This window comes from Cellulomonas humilata, assembly GCF_013359775.1.
Classification (GTDB): Bacteria; Actinomycetota; Actinomycetes; order Actinomycetales; family Cellulomonadaceae; genus Cellulomonas; species Cellulomonas humilata.
Map to the genome: position 1 here is coordinate 13,813 of NZ_JABMCI010000048.1, position 16,871 is coordinate 30,683.

The 16,871-nt window shown below is 72.6% G+C and carries 15 protein-coding genes; 9 read left to right on the forward strand and 6 right to left on the reverse strand.

Annotation, left to right across the window (positions count from 1 at the left end):
- Positions 1-8 precede the first annotated feature (8 nt).
- The 4 genes from HP550_RS03995 to HP550_RS04010 are packed head-to-tail and all read right to left on the reverse strand — an operon-like array spanning position 9 to position 5,171.
- Positions 9-1,649, reverse strand: coding sequence for an ABC transporter substrate-binding protein (locus HP550_RS03995; RefSeq protein ID WP_210767638.1), 1,641 nt, complete (start codon positions 1,647-1,649; stop codon positions 9-11).
- On the reverse strand, positions 1,646-3,286 hold the full coding sequence (locus tag HP550_RS04000; RefSeq protein ID WP_175346309.1) for a dipeptide ABC transporter ATP-binding protein: 1,641 nt from the start codon (positions 3,284-3,286) through the stop codon (positions 1,646-1,648). The genes HP550_RS03995 and HP550_RS04000 overlap by 4 nt, the downstream gene beginning before the upstream one ends.
- The gene (locus HP550_RS04005) at positions 3,283-4,173 is read right to left on the reverse strand and encodes an ABC transporter permease (RefSeq protein ID WP_175346310.1); all 891 of its coding nucleotides are present in this window, start codon (positions 4,171-4,173) and stop codon (positions 3,283-3,285) included. The genes HP550_RS04000 and HP550_RS04005 overlap by 4 nt, the downstream gene beginning before the upstream one ends.
- Positions 4,170-5,171 carry an ABC transporter permease gene (locus tag HP550_RS04010; protein WP_175346311.1) on the reverse strand — a complete coding sequence of 334 codons (1,002 nt, stop codon included), beginning with the start codon at positions 5,169-5,171 and terminating at the stop codon, positions 4,170-4,172. Before HP550_RS04010 ends, HP550_RS04005 begins: the two co-directional genes overlap by 4 nt.
- Positions 5,172-5,886: 715 nt before the next feature.
- Here HP550_RS04010 and HP550_RS04015 point away from each other — a divergent pair.
- The 9 genes from HP550_RS04015 to HP550_RS04055 all read left to right on the forward strand — a co-directional run bounded on the left by HP550_RS04015 (position 5,887) and on the right by HP550_RS04055 (position 14,377).
- Entirely contained in the window at positions 5,887-7,242 is a 1,356-nt protein-coding gene (locus tag HP550_RS04015) for an MFS transporter (RefSeq protein ID WP_210767639.1), read from the forward strand.
- A gap of 82 nt (positions 7,243-7,324) precedes the next feature.
- Positions 7,325-8,164 carry a 5-dehydro-4-deoxy-D-glucuronate isomerase gene (gene kduI / locus HP550_RS04020; RefSeq protein ID WP_175346313.1) on the forward strand — a complete coding sequence of 280 codons (840 nt, stop codon included), beginning with the start codon at positions 7,325-7,327 and terminating at the stop codon, positions 8,162-8,164.
- A gap of 40 nt (positions 8,165-8,204) precedes the next feature.
- The gene (locus HP550_RS04025; protein WP_175346314.1) at positions 8,205-9,017 is read left to right on the forward strand and encodes an IclR family transcriptional regulator domain-containing protein; all 813 of its coding nucleotides are present in this window, start codon (positions 8,205-8,207) and stop codon (positions 9,015-9,017) included.
- The gene (locus HP550_RS04030; protein WP_175346315.1) at positions 9,014-9,790 is read left to right on the forward strand and encodes an SDR family oxidoreductase; all 777 of its coding nucleotides are present in this window, start codon (positions 9,014-9,016) and stop codon (positions 9,788-9,790) included. The genes HP550_RS04025 and HP550_RS04030 overlap by 4 nt, the downstream gene beginning before the upstream one ends.
- Positions 9,787-10,800, forward strand: a complete 1,014-nt coding sequence (locus HP550_RS04035) for a C-terminal binding protein (protein ID WP_175346316.1) — start codon at positions 9,787-9,789, stop codon at positions 10,798-10,800. Before HP550_RS04030 ends, HP550_RS04035 begins: the two co-directional genes overlap by 4 nt.
- Positions 10,797-11,837 (forward strand): zinc-dependent alcohol dehydrogenase, encoded by a 1,041-nt coding sequence (locus HP550_RS04040; protein WP_175346317.1) that lies wholly within the window; start codon positions 10,797-10,799, stop codon positions 11,835-11,837. Before HP550_RS04035 ends, HP550_RS04040 begins: the two co-directional genes overlap by 4 nt.
- Complete coding sequence (locus tag HP550_RS04045; RefSeq protein WP_175346318.1) at positions 11,834-12,589, forward strand: glucose 1-dehydrogenase; 756 nt, start codon at positions 11,834-11,836, stop codon at positions 12,587-12,589. The genes HP550_RS04040 and HP550_RS04045 overlap by 4 nt, the downstream gene beginning before the upstream one ends.
- A 47-nt stretch (positions 12,590-12,636) precedes the next feature.
- On the forward strand, positions 12,637-13,281 hold the full coding sequence (gene eda, locus HP550_RS04050) for a bifunctional 4-hydroxy-2-oxoglutarate aldolase/2-dehydro-3-deoxy-phosphogluconate aldolase (RefSeq protein WP_425484416.1): 645 nt from the start codon (positions 12,637-12,639) through the stop codon (positions 13,279-13,281).
- A complete protein-coding gene (locus HP550_RS04055; protein WP_175346359.1) occupies positions 13,274-14,377 on the forward strand; it encodes a PfkB family carbohydrate kinase in 1,104 nt (367 codons plus the stop codon). Before eda ends, HP550_RS04055 begins: the two co-directional genes overlap by 8 nt.
- Here the strand turns inward: HP550_RS04055 and HP550_RS04060 are convergent.
- Both HP550_RS04060 and HP550_RS04065 read right to left on the reverse strand, forming a co-directional pair.
- Entirely contained in the window at positions 14,374-15,984 is a 1,611-nt protein-coding gene (locus HP550_RS04060; protein WP_175346320.1) for a dipeptide ABC transporter ATP-binding protein, read from the reverse strand. The two genes, HP550_RS04055 and HP550_RS04060, sit on opposite strands and share 4 nt — an antisense overlap.
- Positions 15,981-16,862, reverse strand: coding sequence for an ABC transporter permease (locus HP550_RS04065; protein WP_175346321.1), 882 nt, complete (start codon positions 16,860-16,862; stop codon positions 15,981-15,983). The genes HP550_RS04060 and HP550_RS04065 overlap by 4 nt, the downstream gene beginning before the upstream one ends.
- Positions 16,863-16,871: the final 9 nt, after the last annotated feature.

A 16,871-nucleotide genomic window follows, 5' to 3' on the forward strand; every position in this document is an offset into this window, starting at 1 on the left:
GTCGAGGGTCACGCCCGGCCGACTTCCTGGGCGTAGAGGTACCGAGACGGACGCGGCTCCCACGTGACTCCGCGGGAGATCGCCGCCGTGAACGGGGACGGGTAGAGGAAGACCGTGTGGGCGTCCTCTCGGTAGCTCTCCACCGCCTGCGCGACGAGGTCCGCCTGGACGTCCTTGTCGGTGGCTGCCTGGAGCTGGCGCACCAGCGCGTCGAACTCGGGGGCCACCACGTCGCTCTGGATGTGGTCGGAGGTGAACGGGTCGAACAGCGCGAACCCGTCGCGGTACTGGCCGCCCCACATGATGTAGACGAGGTCCGCCCCCGCCTGGCTGTCGCCGTACTGGCGCTCCAGCCACGCCGGGAACGGCGTCTGCGTGATCGTCAGCTCCACGCCGACCTCGGCCCACTGGGCCTTGATCGCCTGCGACGCCAGGTCCGCCGAGACGTAGGTGCCGGACGGCACGTCGACCTCGAGCGTGATGCCGTCGGCGTAGCCCGCGTCGACCAGCAGCTGCTTCGCCTTCTTCGGGTCGTACGGGTAGGCCTCCACGTCCTCGACCTCGGTCTGGTACGGCTCGAAGGTCACCTGACCGGGCAGGGGCTCGACGGCGTCGTGGAAGAGGCCCGTGATGATCGTCTTCTTGTCGGTCGCGTAGTTCAGCGCCTGCCGGACGCGCACGTCGGCCAGCGGCGTGCCGGCCTTCTCCTCGTTGATCGCCAGGACGAGCGGCTGCGGGCCGACGCCCAGGATCGTGTCGTAGGTGTCGGAGTCCTCGAACTGGTCGAGGCTGAGCGGCTCCACGTTCAGCGCGATGTCCGCCTCCTCGGCCTGGAGGGCCGCGACGCGCTGGGCTTCCGACGCCAGCACCGTGTACCTGACCGTCTCGAACGCCGGCTTCGGGCCCGCGTAGTACGGGTTGAGCGAGAGCTCGGCGCCGTTCTCCAGGTCGAGGGAGTCGATCTTGTACGGGCCGCTGCCGAGGGACTCGGTGTCGATGTTGTGGCCCTGCGCGAACGTCGGGTCGATGATCCACGAGCTCCACAACCGTCCGGGCAGGTCCAGCGCCGGGGCGGTCAGGTGGAAGAGCACGGTCGTCGGGTCCGGCGACGTGACCGAGCCGACGAACTTGCGCAGCGGGGCGCCGGTGGTTCCCTTGTAGGCCGGGTCGAGCAGCTGCTGGAAGTTCCAGACGATCGTGTCGGCGGTCAGCGGCGTGCCGTCGGAGAACACGGCGTCCGTCCGGATGGTGAACGACCACTCGAGGTCGGAGAGCTGCTCCCACGACGTGGCCAGAGACGGGACCACCTCGGTGGACGGCGAGACGGAGGTCAGCGCCTCGTACACGGAGCCGACCACGGCGCCCTGGCTGTCCGGCGAGCCGCCCTTGTGCGGGTTCACGCTGGTCAGCTGGCGCGACAGGACCAGCCGCAGCGTGTCGCCGACCTCGGGCAGCGGGGCGTCGGAGGACTGCGACGCGGCGGGGTCGGCCGGCGCGGCGGCGTCGGAGCAGGCCGCGAGCGCCGAGAGCGCGAGGACGGCGGCGAGGAGGGTCGGGACGAGGCGTCGCCGACGGAGGGGGGACGGGGTGGACACAGGATCCTGCTTTCGGGTCGGACCGGCAGGCAGCCGGTCGGGAGGGGTGGTCATGCGAAGGACCGTCCGGGGACGGCGGCGACGAGCGCCTGGGTGTAGGGGTGCTGGGGGCGCTCCAGCACGGCGTCGGTGCGGCCGCGCTCGACGACGGAGCCGTCCTTGAGCACCACGACGTCGTCGCACAGGTAGCGGACGACGCCGAGGTCGTGGGAGATGAACAGGTAGGTCAGGCCCCGCTCGGCGCGCAGCCGTGCGAGGAGCTGGAGGATCCGGGCCTGCACGGACAGGTCCAGCGCGGAGACCGGCTCGTCGGCGACCACCAGCGACGGGTCGCTGGCCAGGGCGCGCGCGATGCCGACGCGTTGGCGCTGGCCACCCGAGAGCTCGCTCGGCAGCCGGTCGCGGAAGTCCCGCGGCAGCTCGACCTCGTCGAGCAGCGAGTCGATCCGTCGGGACACGTCCCGCCGTGCGATGTCGACGTGGTTGAGCTCCAGCGGCTCGCGCAGGGTCTGGCCGACCGTGAGCCGCGGGTCGAGCGACGAGTACGGGTCCTGGAACACGTACTGCACCTCGCGGCGCCAGCGGGTGCGCTGCGTGCGGTCGAACCGGCGCAGGTCCGTGCCCTCGAACTCCACGGAGCCGCTGTCGGCGGTCTCCAGCCCGACGAGGATGCGGGCCAGGGTGGTCTTGCCCGACCCCGACTCCCCCACGATCCCGAGCGCCTGCCCGCGGCGGACCTCCAGGTCCACCCCGTCGAGCGCCACGTGCCGGCGCCGGCCGTGGGCGCCGCGCACGGCGAACGCCCGCCGCAGCTCGCGCACACTCACCTGCGGCACCTCGGTCGGCGGCGGCTCCGGGGTGCGTCCGCGCACGAGCCGGCTCGGCACGGCGGCCAGCAGGCGGCGGGTGTACTCGTGCTGCGGGTCGCCCAGCACGTCCGTGGTCGGCCCGGACTCGACGACGCGGCCTGCCGACATGACGTGCACGCGGTCGGCACGGTCGGCGATCACCCCGATGTCGTGACTGACCAGCAGCACGCCGAGGCCGAGCCTCTCCCGCAGGTCGTCGAGCAGGTCGAGCACCTGCGCCTGCACCGACACGTCGAGCGCGGTGGTCGGCTCGTCGGCCACGAGCAGCCGCGGCGACCGGGCGAGCGCCAGCGCGATGACGACACGCTGGTTGAGCCCGCCGGACAGCTCGTGCGGGAACGCGTGCAAGGTCTTGTGCACGTCGTCGATCCCGACCAGCCGCAGCAGGTCCGCCGCCCGCTCGCGCACCTCGCGCCGGTCCGTGCCCGCCGGCAGCGCCTCGGCCACCTGCGTGGCGATGCGCAGCCGGGGGTTGAGCGACGGGGTGGGGTTCTGGAACACGACCCCGAGGTGGTCGGCCAGGTGCTGACGCGCGGGCTTCTCCGGGAGGTCGAGGACCGACCGGCCGGCCACCTCCACCTCGCCGCCGCGCACCTCGATGCCCCAGGGCAGCAGCCCGGCGACGGCCAGCGCGGTGAGGGTCTTCCCGGAGCCCGACTCCCCCACGATCCCGACGGTCTCGCCCTCGCGGACCTCGAGGTCGACGCCGTGCACGAGCAGGTCCGTCCTGCCCCTGAGCCCGACCTCGAGCCCGCGGACCGCGAGCGCGACCGGGCTCAGGGGTGGGGCGTCGAGGAGTGCGGTGTCGAGGCTGAGGCTCATCGGGGTGCTCCTTTGGTTCCGGCGCGGCCAGTGCCGAACCGCTCGGCCAGACCGTCGCCGAGCAGCTGGAGGGCGACGATCGTGAGGATCAGTGCGAGACCGGGGAAGATCGCCAGCCACCAGGCGGTGGACAGGCGCGCCTGCCCGGCGGCGACCATGGCGCCCCAGTCCGGCTGGGGCGGCTGGATGCCCAAGCCGAGGAAGCCCAGGCTCGACTCGAGCAGGAGGATGGCCGACGCGCTCAGGGTGAACGCGACGAAGAACAGGGGCAGCACGCTCGGCAGCAGGTGCCGCCAGGCGATGGCGCCGCGGCCCGCGCCCGCGACACGCGCGGCCTCGATGTACGGCTGCCGCACGACCGCCCGGGCGTGGCCCCGGATGACCCGGAACGTGAGCACCCAGGACCCGAGCACCAGCACGACGACCAGTGGCACGAACGAGTTGCCGACGAACGAGAGGATGACGATCGCGAGCACGATGGTCGGCACCGCCAGCTGGACGTCCGCGAGCCGACCGCCGATCGCGTCCACCGCACCGCCGAGCAGGGCGCCGAGGACCGCGAGCGCCAGCCCCGCGACGGAGGCGACCAGTCCCGGGACCACGGTGATGACCAGAGCGGACCGACCCCCGTGGACGACGCGCGTGAGGATGTCCCGGCCGAGCTCGTCGGTGCCGAACAAGTGGGTGGGCGACGGCGGCTGGAGGATGGCGAGGAAGTCCTGCTCGAGCGGGTCCCCGACCAGCCACGGCGCCGCCGCGGTGACCAGGACGACGACGGCGAGCGCGACGGCACCGGCGATACCGGCCGGGCCGATCGTGCGGCGCGCGCGCCGGGTGTCGTGGGCGGCGTCGCTCGCGGCGAGGAGTCCGGCGATCTCGGCGGTCATGAGCGGAGCCTCGGTTCGATGAGGGCGGCCAGGAGGTCGACCAGCAGGTTGATGACCACGAACCCGACGGAGATCACCAGGACGCAGACGATGACCAGGGGGTAGTCGCGGTTCTGCACCGCGTTGATGGACAGCTGCCCGATGCCGGGCCAGCCGAAGATCGACTCCGTGACGACGGCACCGCCCAGCAGCACCCCGGCCTGGATGCCCACCACGTTCAGCGTGGTGCCCAGCGAGTTGCCCACGACGTGGCGCCGGACGACGGCGCCGTGCGAGATGCCCTTGGCCCGGGCGGTGCGCACGTGGTCGGCCTGGAGGACGTCGACCAGAGCAGTGCGGAACACGCGGGCGACCGCCGGCACGAACGCCACGGCGAGGGTCAGCGCGGGGAGCACGACGCCGGCGAGGCCGCGGCCACCGGTGGCCGGGAACCAGCCGAGCCACACCGCGAACACCAGGGTGGCGAGGATGCCGAAGAAGAAGGTCGGGATGGCGTCCAGCCCGACGGCGGCGCTGAGCGGCACGCGCCGCACCCAGGCGGAGCGCCCGGTGGCCGACAGGTACCCGATCGTGCCGCCGACGAGGACGCCCGCGGTCAGGCCGGCGAGGCCGAGCTCGAGGCTGGCGGGGAGCCGACCCAGCGCGACCGCGACCGGGTCCGAGCCGTAGCGGATCGAGTCGGGGAAGCTGCCCGTGAGCAGGCCCTGGAGGAACTTCAGGTACTGCACGGGTACGGGCTGGTCGAACCCCATGAGCGCGGTGAGGCGTGCGGCCTCCTCCGGCGGGGCGTCGGGCGCGACGAGCAGCAGAGCGGGGTTGCCGGTGGAGTAGAGCGCGAAGAAGACGAGGGTGACCGCACCCCACACGGCGAGCAGGCCGGTGAGGACACGACCGCCGACGTACCGGCCGCTGAGGGGCAGCCGGAAGGCGCGCAGCCGGACGACGAGACCGGCCGGGTCGGGTGGACGGAGGCGTGCGGGGGCATGGGCGAGGGCCATGGCGAGGTCCTTGGGTAAAGAGACAGGTACCCGAAGGCATGCCTGTCGGGGCGAGGGCGGCCGGATCAGGCCGGAGAGGTCTGCGCGTGGGGCAGAAGCCGGTCGACGACCGGCGGAGGATCAGCGGTCAGGCGCGACAGCAGGCGACCAGCACCGGGGTGGTGCGGCCGAGGGCGACCTGAGCAGTGATGGGTGTCGTCATGACACACCTCCGGGTGGGACGGCGCGGGGCGGCACACGGGTGCGGCCCCGGTCTGCTCGGAACGGCTCGCCGACGGGCGAGGACCGCTGCGCTGCCAGCCGAGTCTTACGGCAGCGCTGAAGACACGCCGGAACGTACGGACGGCTCCGGTGGCGGTCAATGGGCGAACCGATGCGTCTCACCTGGCGGGACCGCTGAGGTCGCTGCGGTCCGATCCGCGCAGAAGGGACCTTTGTCCCCTGCCGCGGGCGGCGGATCCGCCTAGGTTGTTCCGTGTACCGGAACTCAGTTCCATACAGAACGCAGTCCGGTACCGCGCAGCACCCAGTGCCCGAGCCTCCACCGAGGACCCCCCGGGACCCTGCTCACCCCTGAGCCGAACAAGGAGTTCCAGCACCAGGCGAGACAAGGCCGTCTCGATCTGCGCGACAGCGGGCACCCCGCCCGTTCCCCGAGTCTCCCGCCCGGCCGATGACGGCACGGCGACGCGAGCTCCCACGAGACAGGTGTCCTGTGACCGGAAACATCGTCCTTCCACCACCCGCCCTCGCGGGCGGCGCACTTCCCCCCGTCGACCACAAGAACCTGCGACGGGCAGCGTGGGCCGGCGGGATCGGAACCGCGCTCGAGAACTTCGACTTCACGATCTTCGGCACCGCGTCGGCGATCATCTTCAGCAAGATCTTCTTCTCCGACATGGACCCGATCTCCGGCATGCTCGCGTCGTTCGGCGTGCTGTTCGTCGGCTTCGGTGCCCGACCGCTCGGCGGGATGTTCTTCTCCAAGTTCGGCGACCGGCTCGGCCGCAAGTTCGTCATGGTCGCCACCCTGTTCCTCATGGGGACGGCGACGTTCGTCATCGGCCTGCTGCCCACCTACGCCATGGTCGGCATCTGGTCGCCGATCCTGCTGCTGATGGCCCGGTTCCTCCAGGGCTTCGGCGCGGGCGCCGAGCAGGCCAGCGGCATCGTGCTGCTGACGGAGACCGCACCGAAGGGCAAGCGTGGGCGGTTCTCCTCGCTCGTCTTCGTGGGCGCGGCCGCCGGTGCCGCCATGGGCGCCGTCGTCTGGATCCTCGTGCAGATGATGCCGGAGGAGGCCCTGCTGTCCTACGGCTGGCGCCTCGTCTTCTTCAGCTCGATCTTCGTCACCATCGCGGCCTGGGTCATCCGTCGCAAGGTCAAGGAGTCCCCGGTCTTCGAGGAGCTCAAGGCCGAGGGTGCCATCGAGGCCACGAAGGTCTCGCCCGTCGCCGACGTGTGGAAGCACGGCAAGAAGCACCTCGCCCGCGTGTTCTTCATGAACGTCGGCGCGAACTCGCACTCGTACATCTACCAGGTGTTCATCGGCGCCTACCTGATCAACTACCTCGACGTCGACTCGAAGCTCATCCCGAAGTTCCTGCTCATCGGCGCCTTGTGCGCCTGCGTGTCCGCCGTCCTGTTCGGCATCCTGTCCGACAAGTTCGGCCGCAAGCGGATGTACCTGATCGTCACCGGGTTCCTCATGCTCTTCGCGGTCCCGGCGTTCCTCATCCTCAACACCGGCAACCTCGTCCTGATCTGCCTGGTCATCGTCGTCGGGTTCATGATCGCCTCGCAGGGCACCGTCGGGGTCCAGGCCGCGTACTTCCCCGAGCTCTTCGGCTCCCGCTACCGCTACGCCGGTGTCGCCCTCGGGCGCGAGTTCTCCTCCGTGTTCGGCGGCGGCCTCGCCCCGTTCATCTGCGCGGCGCTCATCACGTGGGCGACCGGGTCCTGGTGGCCCGTCGCGGTCTACATGGTCGTGATCATGGGCATCACCTTCGTCACCACCCTGTACGCCCCCGAGACGGTCGACCGCGACCTGCTGATCGAAGAGGACGCGTAGCCCCACCCGCGCCGGGTGCAGGTCGACCACCCGCACCCGGCGCGGCGCACCACCCCCCACCCGAACTCCCCAGGAGGCCCCCATGGACCAGCGATACGCCACGAGCCCGGACAACGTTCCCGGGATGGACACCGCCGAGCTCCGCAGGCGGTACCTGGTCCAGGACCTGTTCGCTCCCGGCGAGGTGCGGGCCGTCTACACCCACCACGACCGCGTCGTGCTCGCGGGCATCAGCCCGGTCGGCACCCCGCTCGAGCTCGGCACGTTCCCGGAGATCCGCAGCGAGCACTTCTTCGACCACCGCGAGGCCGGCATCGTCAACGTCGGCGGCACGGGCACGGTCACGGTGGACGGCGTCGAGCACGTGCTCACCAAGGGCTCGTGCCTGTACGTCGGCCGAGGTGCGCAGGTCGTGTCGTTCGCCGCGACGGACGCCGACGGCGACGACGGCGCCGCGAGCTTCTACCTGATCTCGGCGCCCGCCCACACCGCCTACCCGACCACGCTCGTCGAGGCCGGCCAGGGCACCCAGCGCGAGCTCGGCGACGCCCTGACCTCGAACCGACGCACCCTCAACCAGTACATCCACGAGCAGGGCGTCCGCAGCTGCCAGGTGGTCATGGGGGTCACCCGGCTGCACCCCGGCTCCATGTGGAACACGATGCCGGCGCACACGCACGACCGCCGGACCGAGTGCTACCTGTACTTCGACCTGCCGGCCGACGCGCGCGTCATCCACCTCATGGGCGAGCCGACAGAGAGCCGGCACCTGGTGGTGGGCGACCGCGAGGCCGTGATCTCCCCCAGCTGGTCCGTGCACTCGGGCGTCGGCAGCGCGAGCTACGCGTTCGTCTGGGCCATGGCCGGGGAGAACCAGTCCTTCGACGACATGGACGGCTTCGCGATCTCCGACCTGCGCTGACCGCACGCACGACGACCGACGACGACGAAGGAGAAGGAACGTGACGACGACGATCGAGACCAGCACCGTCGTAGCGGCGAGCGCGAGCGAGAAGACGCTGCTGGTGCTGGAGGCGGCTCTGACCCACTCGCGGTTCACCGAGGTGGTGCACGCCACCGGGCTGGCCAAGGCGACGACGCACCGGATCCTCAGCACGCTCACCGACCGGCAGTTCATCGCCGTCGCGCCGGACGGCAGCTACCTTCCGGGCCCGAAGATCCTGTCGCTCGCCGGCCGGGCGCTCGAGCGCATCGACATCTCGGCGATCGCCCGCCCGTTCGTCGACGACCTCGTGGCCGCCACGCACTGCACCGTGCACCTCGGCGCGGTCAACGGCGACGAGATCGTCTACCTGATCCGCGCCGACTCGGACAAGCCGTACGTGATGCCCTCCCGGGTCGGCCTGTCCGTCCCGATGCACTCGACGGGCGTCGGCAAGGTCGTGCTCGCCGACCGGTCGAACGAGGACCTCGCCCGGTTCGTCGCCCGGGCCGGCCTGCCCGCCCGCACCCCGCACACGATCACCACGCTCGAGGCCCTCCAGGCCGAGATCGACGTCGTCCGTCGCGTCGGCTACGCCCTCGACCGCGAGGAGAACGTCCCCGGCCTCGGGTGCGTCGCTGCACCGGTCCGGGACCACACCGGCCGGGTCGCGTACGGCGTGAGCGTGTCGACCCTGCTGCTCGAGCACACGCTCGAGCAGATCGAGGACATGGCGTCGATGGCCACGGACGCGGCGGCGAAGATCTCCGCCGCGCTCGGGCACCAGTCCGTCCCGCACATCCCCGCACACCAAGGAGCCCGACCCCTATGACGATCGCCAGCTACACGGAGAGCCTGTTCAGCCTCGAGGGGAAGCTCGCGGTCGTCACCGGAGGCAGCCAGGGCATCGGGCTCGCGATCGTCGAGTCGCTGGCGCGAGCCGGTGCCGACATCGTCGCGGTGAGCTACGACCTCCCGGACGGGGACAGTGCGGCGCGGACGGTCGTCGAGGACCTCGGCCGGCAGTTCACCCCGCTGCGTGCTGACTTCTCGGTGCGCGAGGAGGTCACCGCGCTCGCCGCCGACCTGGTCGGCCGGGACGTCGACATCCTCGTCAACAACGGCGGCACCATCCGGCGCGCCCCCGCTGCCGAGCACACCGACGAGGACTTCGACTACGTGGTCGACGTGAACCTGCGCTCGGCGTTCATCCTGTCCCGCGAGGTCGGACGGTCGATGATCGCGCGCGGCGGCGGCAAGATCGTCAACACCGCCTCGCTGCTCAGCTTCCAGGGCGGCGTGAACGTGCCCGGGTACACGTCCTCCAAGTCGGCGGTGGCCGGTCTGACCAAGGCGCTGGCCAACGAGTGGGCGCCGCTGGGCGTCAACGTCAACGCGGTCGCCCCCGGGTACGTCGCCACGGCCAACACCACCGACCTGCGCGCGGACGCCGAGCGCAGCAAGGCGATCCTCGACCGCATCCCGGCCGGGCGCTGGGCCGAGGCGGCCGACATCGCCGGCGCCGTGCTGTTCCTGTGCTCGCACGCCGCGGACTACGTCCACGGCATCACCCTTCCCGTCGACGGCGGATGGCTGGCCCGATGACGGTCACCGGCCCCCGCATCGTCATCACGGAGTGCGACCACGACTCGTTCGCGGCCGAGCACGACATCGCCGACGCGGCGGGTGCCGCGCTGGTCCTCAGGCAGTCGCGGACGTCCGCCGAGCTGGTGACCCACGCGGCCGACGCGGACGCGATCCTCGTGCAGTACGCGGAGATCACCGCCGAGGTCATGGACTCGCTGCCCCGGCTGCGGGTCGTCGGCCGGTACGGCGTCGGCGTCGACTCGGTCGACGTCGCCGCAGCCACCGCCCGCGGGATCGCCGTGTGCAACGTGCCCGACTACGGCACGGAGTCGGTCTCCGACCACGCGATCGGCCTGGCTCTCGCCGCCGCCCGGGGCATCCCCCGGCTGGACCGCGGCCTGCGTGCCGGCGCGTTCGACCTGGCCGCCGTCCGCCCGCTCTTCCAGACCCGCGGCCGCGTGTTCGGGGTGATCGGGATGGGCCTGATCGGCACGGCCACCGCACGCAAGGCCGCCGGTCTGGGCTACGAGGTGATCGGCTACGACATCGCGGCCACCCCGGGCGCGGAGTCGTTCCACGGGTTCGCCTCGGTGGGTCTCGACGAGCTGCTCGAGCGCGCCCAGGTGGTCTCGTTGCACACCCCGCTCACCGAGGTCACCCGTCACCTGATCGGTGCGGCGCAGCTCGACGCGATGCGGTCGGACGCCATCCTGGTCAACACGAGCCGCGGGGGCGTCGTCGACGTCGACGCGCTGGTCGAGGCCCTGCGGACGGGATCGATCCTCGGTGCGGCGATCGACGTGCACGAGACCGAGCCGCTGCCCCCCGGGCACCCGCTCACCACGTTCGACTCGGTGGTGCTCACCCCGCACCTGGCCTGGTACACCGAGGAGTCGTACGACGAGCTCAAGCGCCGGACGATCGCCAACGTGCTCGACGTCTGCGCGGGCCGCGCGCCCCGCGACATCGTCAACCCCGAGGTCCTCGGCGCCCCCGGCCGCAACAGCACGTCCGGGGTTGCCGCATGATCCCCGCCACGATGGCCGCCGCCCGCTGGCTCGCCACCGACACGGTCGAGGTCACCCAGGTCCCGGTCCCCGAGGTGCCCGAAGGCTGGGCACTCGTGAAGGTCGCCTACGACGGGGTGTGCGGGACCGACCTGTCCATCCTGCACGGGAAGCACCCGCGGGCGGCCGCGCCGCTGATCCTCGGGCACGAGATGTCCGGCTGGGTCGAGACGGCCGGGGCCACCGGTCCACCGGCGGGCACCCTGGTCGTCGTCGAGCCGCTGATCAGCTGCGGCGAGTGCAAGGCGTGCCGGGACGGGCTGAGCCACGTCTGCCGACGGCTCGGCCTGTACGGCATCGACGCACCCGGCGCGATGGCGCAGTACGTCGCGCTGCCGCCCGAGGTCCTGCACGCCGTGCCCGACGGCGTCGACCCCCGCACGGCCACGCTCGCCGAGCCGCTCGCGGTCGCGGTGCACGCCGTCGACCTGTCCGGCCTGCGACCCGGCGACACCGTCGCGGTCTACGGTGCCGGCCCGATCGGCGTGCTCACCGCGCTCGTCGCGCGGCACGCCGGTGCGGCCCACGTGGTCATCACCGAACCGAGCGCGTGGCGTCGCGACGTGGCCGCCGGGCTCGGCTTCACCGTCGTCGCCCCCGGCTCGACGATGGCCGAGACCCTGGCGCCGCTCACCGACGGCGAGGGCGCGGACGTCACGTTCGACTCCGCCGCCCACCCGACCGTGGCGGCCGAGGTCGCCGCCGTGACCCGCGTGCGCGGGCGGGTCGTGATCGTCGGCGTCTACAAGCAGCCCACCCCGATCGACCTCCAGGCGATCTGCTTCAAGGAGCAGACCGTCGTCGGCGTGCGCGTCTACACGTCGGCCGACGTCACCCGCGCGATCGAGCTCATCGCCACGGACGCGCTCGAACTCGAGCACTTCCCCACCCGGGCGTTCGCGCTCGACGACGTCGCCGCCGCGCTCGATGCGGCCACGACCGGCCAGGACTGCCTCAAGGTCCTGGTCACCCCTCTGACCGGAAAGGCCGACTCATGAGCTCGCCCTTCGATCTGCACGGCAGGACGGCCGCCGTCACCGGTGGCGGCCGCGGCCTCGGCCTCGGCATCTCGACCGCCCTGCTGGAGGCGGGCGCCGACGTCATCGTCTTCGGTCGCAGCGCGCTGCCCGCCGAGCTGGTCGACCTGGCCGCGACCCTCGGGCGACAGCTGCACTTCGTCGCCCTCGACCTGGCCGACGCGGACGCCGTCGCGGCGACCGCCGCGCAGGTGCTCGCCGAGCACCGGGTGGACATCCTGGTCAACAACGCCGGGACGCAGGACCGCCACCCCGCGGTCGACTTCCCGCTCGACGCCTGGGACCGTGTGATCGACGTGAACCTGCGGGCGGTGTTCCAGCTCTGCCAGCTGTTCGGCCGGCCCATGCTGGAGCGCGGAGAGGGCAAGATCGTCAACCTCGCGTCCCTGCTGAGCTTTCAGGGCGGCCTGACCGTGGCCGCCTACGCCGCGAGCAAGGGCGGTGTCGCGCAGCTGACCAAGGCGCTGTGCAACGAGTGGTCGAGCAAGGGCGTCAACGTCAACGCGGTCGCGCCCGGGTACATGGCCACCGAGATGAACGCGGCCCTGCTCGCCGACCCGGCGCGCCTCGAGCAGCTCTCCGCGCGTATCCCCGCGGGCCGCTGGGGGCAGCCGGAGGACATCGGCAACGTCGTCGTCTTCCTGGCCTCCCCGGCCGCCTCCTACGTGCACGGTCAGGTCCTCGCCGTCGACGGCGGCTGGCTGGCCCGCTGAGCACCCGCACTCCCCCGCAGCACACCACCGACGAAATGAGTCTCGACATGGACGTCCTCTCAGCCCTACGAACCGCGCGCCTGGTGCCGGTGGTCGTGCTCGACGACGCGGCCGACGCCGACGCGCTCGCCGGTGCCCTGGTCGCCGGCGGCCTGCCCGTCGCCGAGGTCACCTTCCGCACCGCCGCCGCCGAGGAGTCCATCCGGGTGATGGCAGGCCGCGGGGACATCCTCGTGGGGGCCGGCACCGTGCTCACGGTCGCCCAGGTGGACCTGGCCGTCGCCGCCGGTGCCAGCTATGTCGTCTCGCCCGGACTGAGCCGCGCGGTCGTGGAGCGCTGCCAGGAGCTCGGGGTGCTCGCGCTCCCCGGAGCCGTGACCGCGACCGAGATCCAGGCCGCGCTCGAGCTCGGCCTGACCACCATCAAGTTCTTCCCGGCGGGCACCTCCGGCGGCGCCAAGGCGATCGCCGCGCTCGCCGCCCCGTTCGGCCACGTCGGCGTCGTGCCGACCGGCGGCGTGGGGCCCGCGAACCTCGCCGAGTACCTCGCCCTCCCGAGCGTCGTCGCGGTCGGTGGCTCGTGGATGTGCCCGCGCGCCCTCGTCGCGGCCCGCGACGTCGCCGCCATCACCGCGCTCACCGCCGACGCGGTCGCCCTCGCGGCGCAGACCACGGGGACCAGCCATTCCTGACCTGACGATCCGCCCCGCCTCCGAGTGCCGCTACGACGCGGTGTCGCTCGGCGAGGTCATGCTCCGGCTCGATCCCGGTGAGGGTCGCATCCGCACGTCGCGCTCCTTCCAGGTGTGGGAGGGCGGCGGCGAGTACAACGTCGCCCGTGGCCTGCGCCGGGCGTTCGGCCTGCGGACCGCGATCGTCACCGCGCTCGCCGACAACGAGGTCGGGCGCCTGGTGGAGGACCTCGTCCTCACCGGCGGCCTGGACACCTCGTACATCCAGTGGGTGCCGTACGACGGGATCGGGCGCGAGGTCCGCAACGGCCTGAACTTCACCGAGCGCGGCTTCGGGGTGCGCGGCGCCGTCGGCGTCTCCGACCGCGGGCACACCGCGGTGTCCCAGATGAAGCCCGGCGACGTGGACTGGGACCACCTGTTCGGCGAGCTGGGGGTGCGCTGGCTGCACACCGGCGGCATCTTCGCGGCCCTGTCCGACAGCGCCGCCGAGACGGTGATCGAGGCGGTCACCGCGGCGAAGCGCCACGGCACCGTCGTGTCGTACGACCTCAACTACCGGCCGAGCCTCTGGAAGGCGATCGGTGGGCTGGCCAAGGCCCAGGAGGTCAACCGCGCGATCGCCCCGTACATCGACGTGATGATCGGCAACGAGGAGGACTTCACCGCCTCGCTCGGCTTCGAGGTCGAGGGCGGCGACGCGTCGCTCGCCGAGCTCGAGGTGGACAAGTTCGCCGCCATGATCACCACCGCGGCAGCGGCGTACCCGAACTTCGCAGTGATCGGCACGACGATGCGCACCGTGCGGTCGGCGTCCGTCAACGACTGGGGCGCCCTCGCCTGGTCCCCCGCCACGGGCGTCGTCCAGGCCACCCACCGCGAGCGGCTCGAGATCCTCGACCGGGTGGGCGGCGGGGACTCCTTCGCGTCGGGCCTCATCTACGGCCTGCTCGACGGGCAGCCGCTGCAGACCGCCGTCGAGTACGGCGCCGCGCACGGGGCGCTGGCCATGACCACCCCCGGCGACACCACGATGGTCACCACCGCCGACGTGCTCAAGCTCGCGGGCGGTGGCGGCGCGCGCGTAGACCGCTAGACCACCCGCGCTCCGGGGATCGCGTCGAGGAGCGCGCGCGTGTGCTCGGCCTGCGGGTGGTCGAACAGGTCGGCGGTCGGTCCGTGCTCCACCAGCAGCCCCCGGTGCAGCACGGCCACCGTGTCGCTGATCTGCCGCACGACCGCGAGATCGTGCGAGATGACCAGGTAGCTCAGGCCCAGCTCGGCCTGGAGGTCCACCAGGAGCTGGAGGATCTGGCGCTGGACCGAGACGTCCAGCGCCGAGACGGGCTCGTCCAGCACCAGCAGCTCCGGTCGCAGGGCGAGCGCGCGGGCGATGGCGACGCGCTGACGCTGGCCGCCCGACAGCTCGGCGGCGCCACGGTCGGCGACCGTCCGCGGGAGCGCCACCTGGTCGAGCAGCTCCAGGGCGCGCCGCGTCCGTTCGGCCCGGTCCCCGATGCCGAACGCGTGCAGGGGCTCGGTGATGATCCGCTCCACCGACAGCCGAGGGTCCAGGGACGCATAGGGGTTCTGGTAGACGAGCTGCACGCGACGACGCAGCGCGCGCAGTCGGGCCCCGCGGGTGTGCGTGACGTCCTCGCCGTCGATCCGCACGGTGCCGCTGGTCGGCTCCACCAGCCGCAGCGCGATGCGGGCGAGGGTCGACTTGCCGGACCCGGACTCCCCCACGACGCCGAGCGTGCTCCCGCGCGGCAGCGCGAGCGTGACGTCGTCTAGCGCGCGGAACGGCGCCCGCCCCACGCGGAACTCCTTGGTCACGTGCTCCAGCCGCAGCACGTCCCCGGCCGGACCGGACGGGGCCACGGCCGGTCGGCGCGGCGCCAGACGCGCGCCGTGCAGCGACGGGGCGGCCTCGAGCAGCTGCCGGGTGTACGCGTGCGTCGGAGCGTCGAGGACCCGGGCGGTCGGTCCCTCCTCGACCACCAGACCGTGCTGCATGACGACGATCCGGTCCGCGCGCTCGGCGGCCACCCCGAGGTCGTGGGTGATGAACAGGACGGACGTGCCGTGCTCGGCCGTGACCTCGGCCAGGTGGTCCAGCACGGTGCGCTGCACCGTCACGTCGAGGGCCGACGTCGGCTCGTCGGCGATCACCAGGCGCGGGCTGCACGCGAACGCGATCCCGATGAGGACGCGCTGCCGCATGCCGCCGGACAGCTCGTGCGGGTACTGCCGGGCCCGCAGCTCCGGGTCGGGGATGCCGGACCGGGCGAGGATCTGCACGGCCTGCGCGGCGGCGGTCCGCCGGTCGGCGAGCCCGTGCTGGCGCAGCACCTCCGCGATCTGCTCGCCGATCCGCTTCACCGGGTTGAGCGACACGGTCGGGTCCTGCGGCACCAGGCCGACGGACCTGCCGCGGACGCGCTGGAGCTGCTTCTCGGACCAGCCGGCCACGTCCTGCCCGCCCAGGAGCACGCGACCGCCGGTGATCGACCCCCCGCGGGGCAGCAGCCCGATCACGGCGTGCGCCAGCGTGCTCTTGCCGGAGCCGGACTCGCCGACCACGGCGACGACCTCGCCGGCGTCGATGCGCAGGTCGACGCCCCGTACGGCGGGCACGTCGTCGCGGCGGGTGCGGTAGGTGACGTGGAGGCCCTCGACCAGCAGGACGGGTTCGCTCATCGGGTCCGCCCCTCGCGGTCGAGCGCGCGGCTCAGGCGGTTCGCCGCCAGCACGACGGCGATCACCACCAGGCCGGGCATCGTGGTGAGCCACCAGGCGGTGGCCAGGAAGTTGCGGCCGTCGGAGATCAGGGAGCCCCACTCGGGCGCGGGCGGCGGGGCGCCGTAGCCCAGGAAGCTCAGCGCGGACACCGCGAGGACCGCGCTGCCCAGCTCGAGCGCAGCGAGCACGAGCACCGGCCCGAGCGAGTTGGGCAGCACGTGCCGGTGCAGCGTGGTCCACCAGCGCACCCCGCTCACCCGCGCGGCCTCGACGTACGCCGAACCGCGGACCCGCACCACGTCGGCCCGGATCAGGCGGGCGAACGCGGCGACCGCGGAGATGCCCACCGCGAGCGCGACCTTGAGCGTGCCGAAGCCGAGCGCCGTGACGATCGCCATGGCCAGGAGCAGCCCGGGGATGGCCAGCAGCACGTCGACCAGCCGCATCACCACGTCGTCGAACCGTCCGCCCACGAACCCGGACAGCAGGCCGACCAGCGACCCGACCACCAGACCGATCAGCACGGCCAGCGCCGTGGCGGACAACGAGATCGCCGCGCCGTGCACCACCCGCGTGTAGATGTCGCGGCCCAGCTGGTCGGTGCCGAAGACGTGCCCCGGCCCGGGCGCCAGCAGGCGGTCCGCCGCGACGACCTGCGTGGGGTCGGCCGGCGCGAAGACCGACGGCAGCACCGCCCAGCCGAGCACGAGCGCCAGGACGACGAGCGCGAGGACGAGGCCGGGGGCGAGCCGCCGACTCCGGCGCCGGGGCGGCACGGGAGCGGTGGCGACGACGGGTTCGGTCGCCGCCGGGGCGAGCAGGGCGAGGTCGGTCACGGGGTGCTC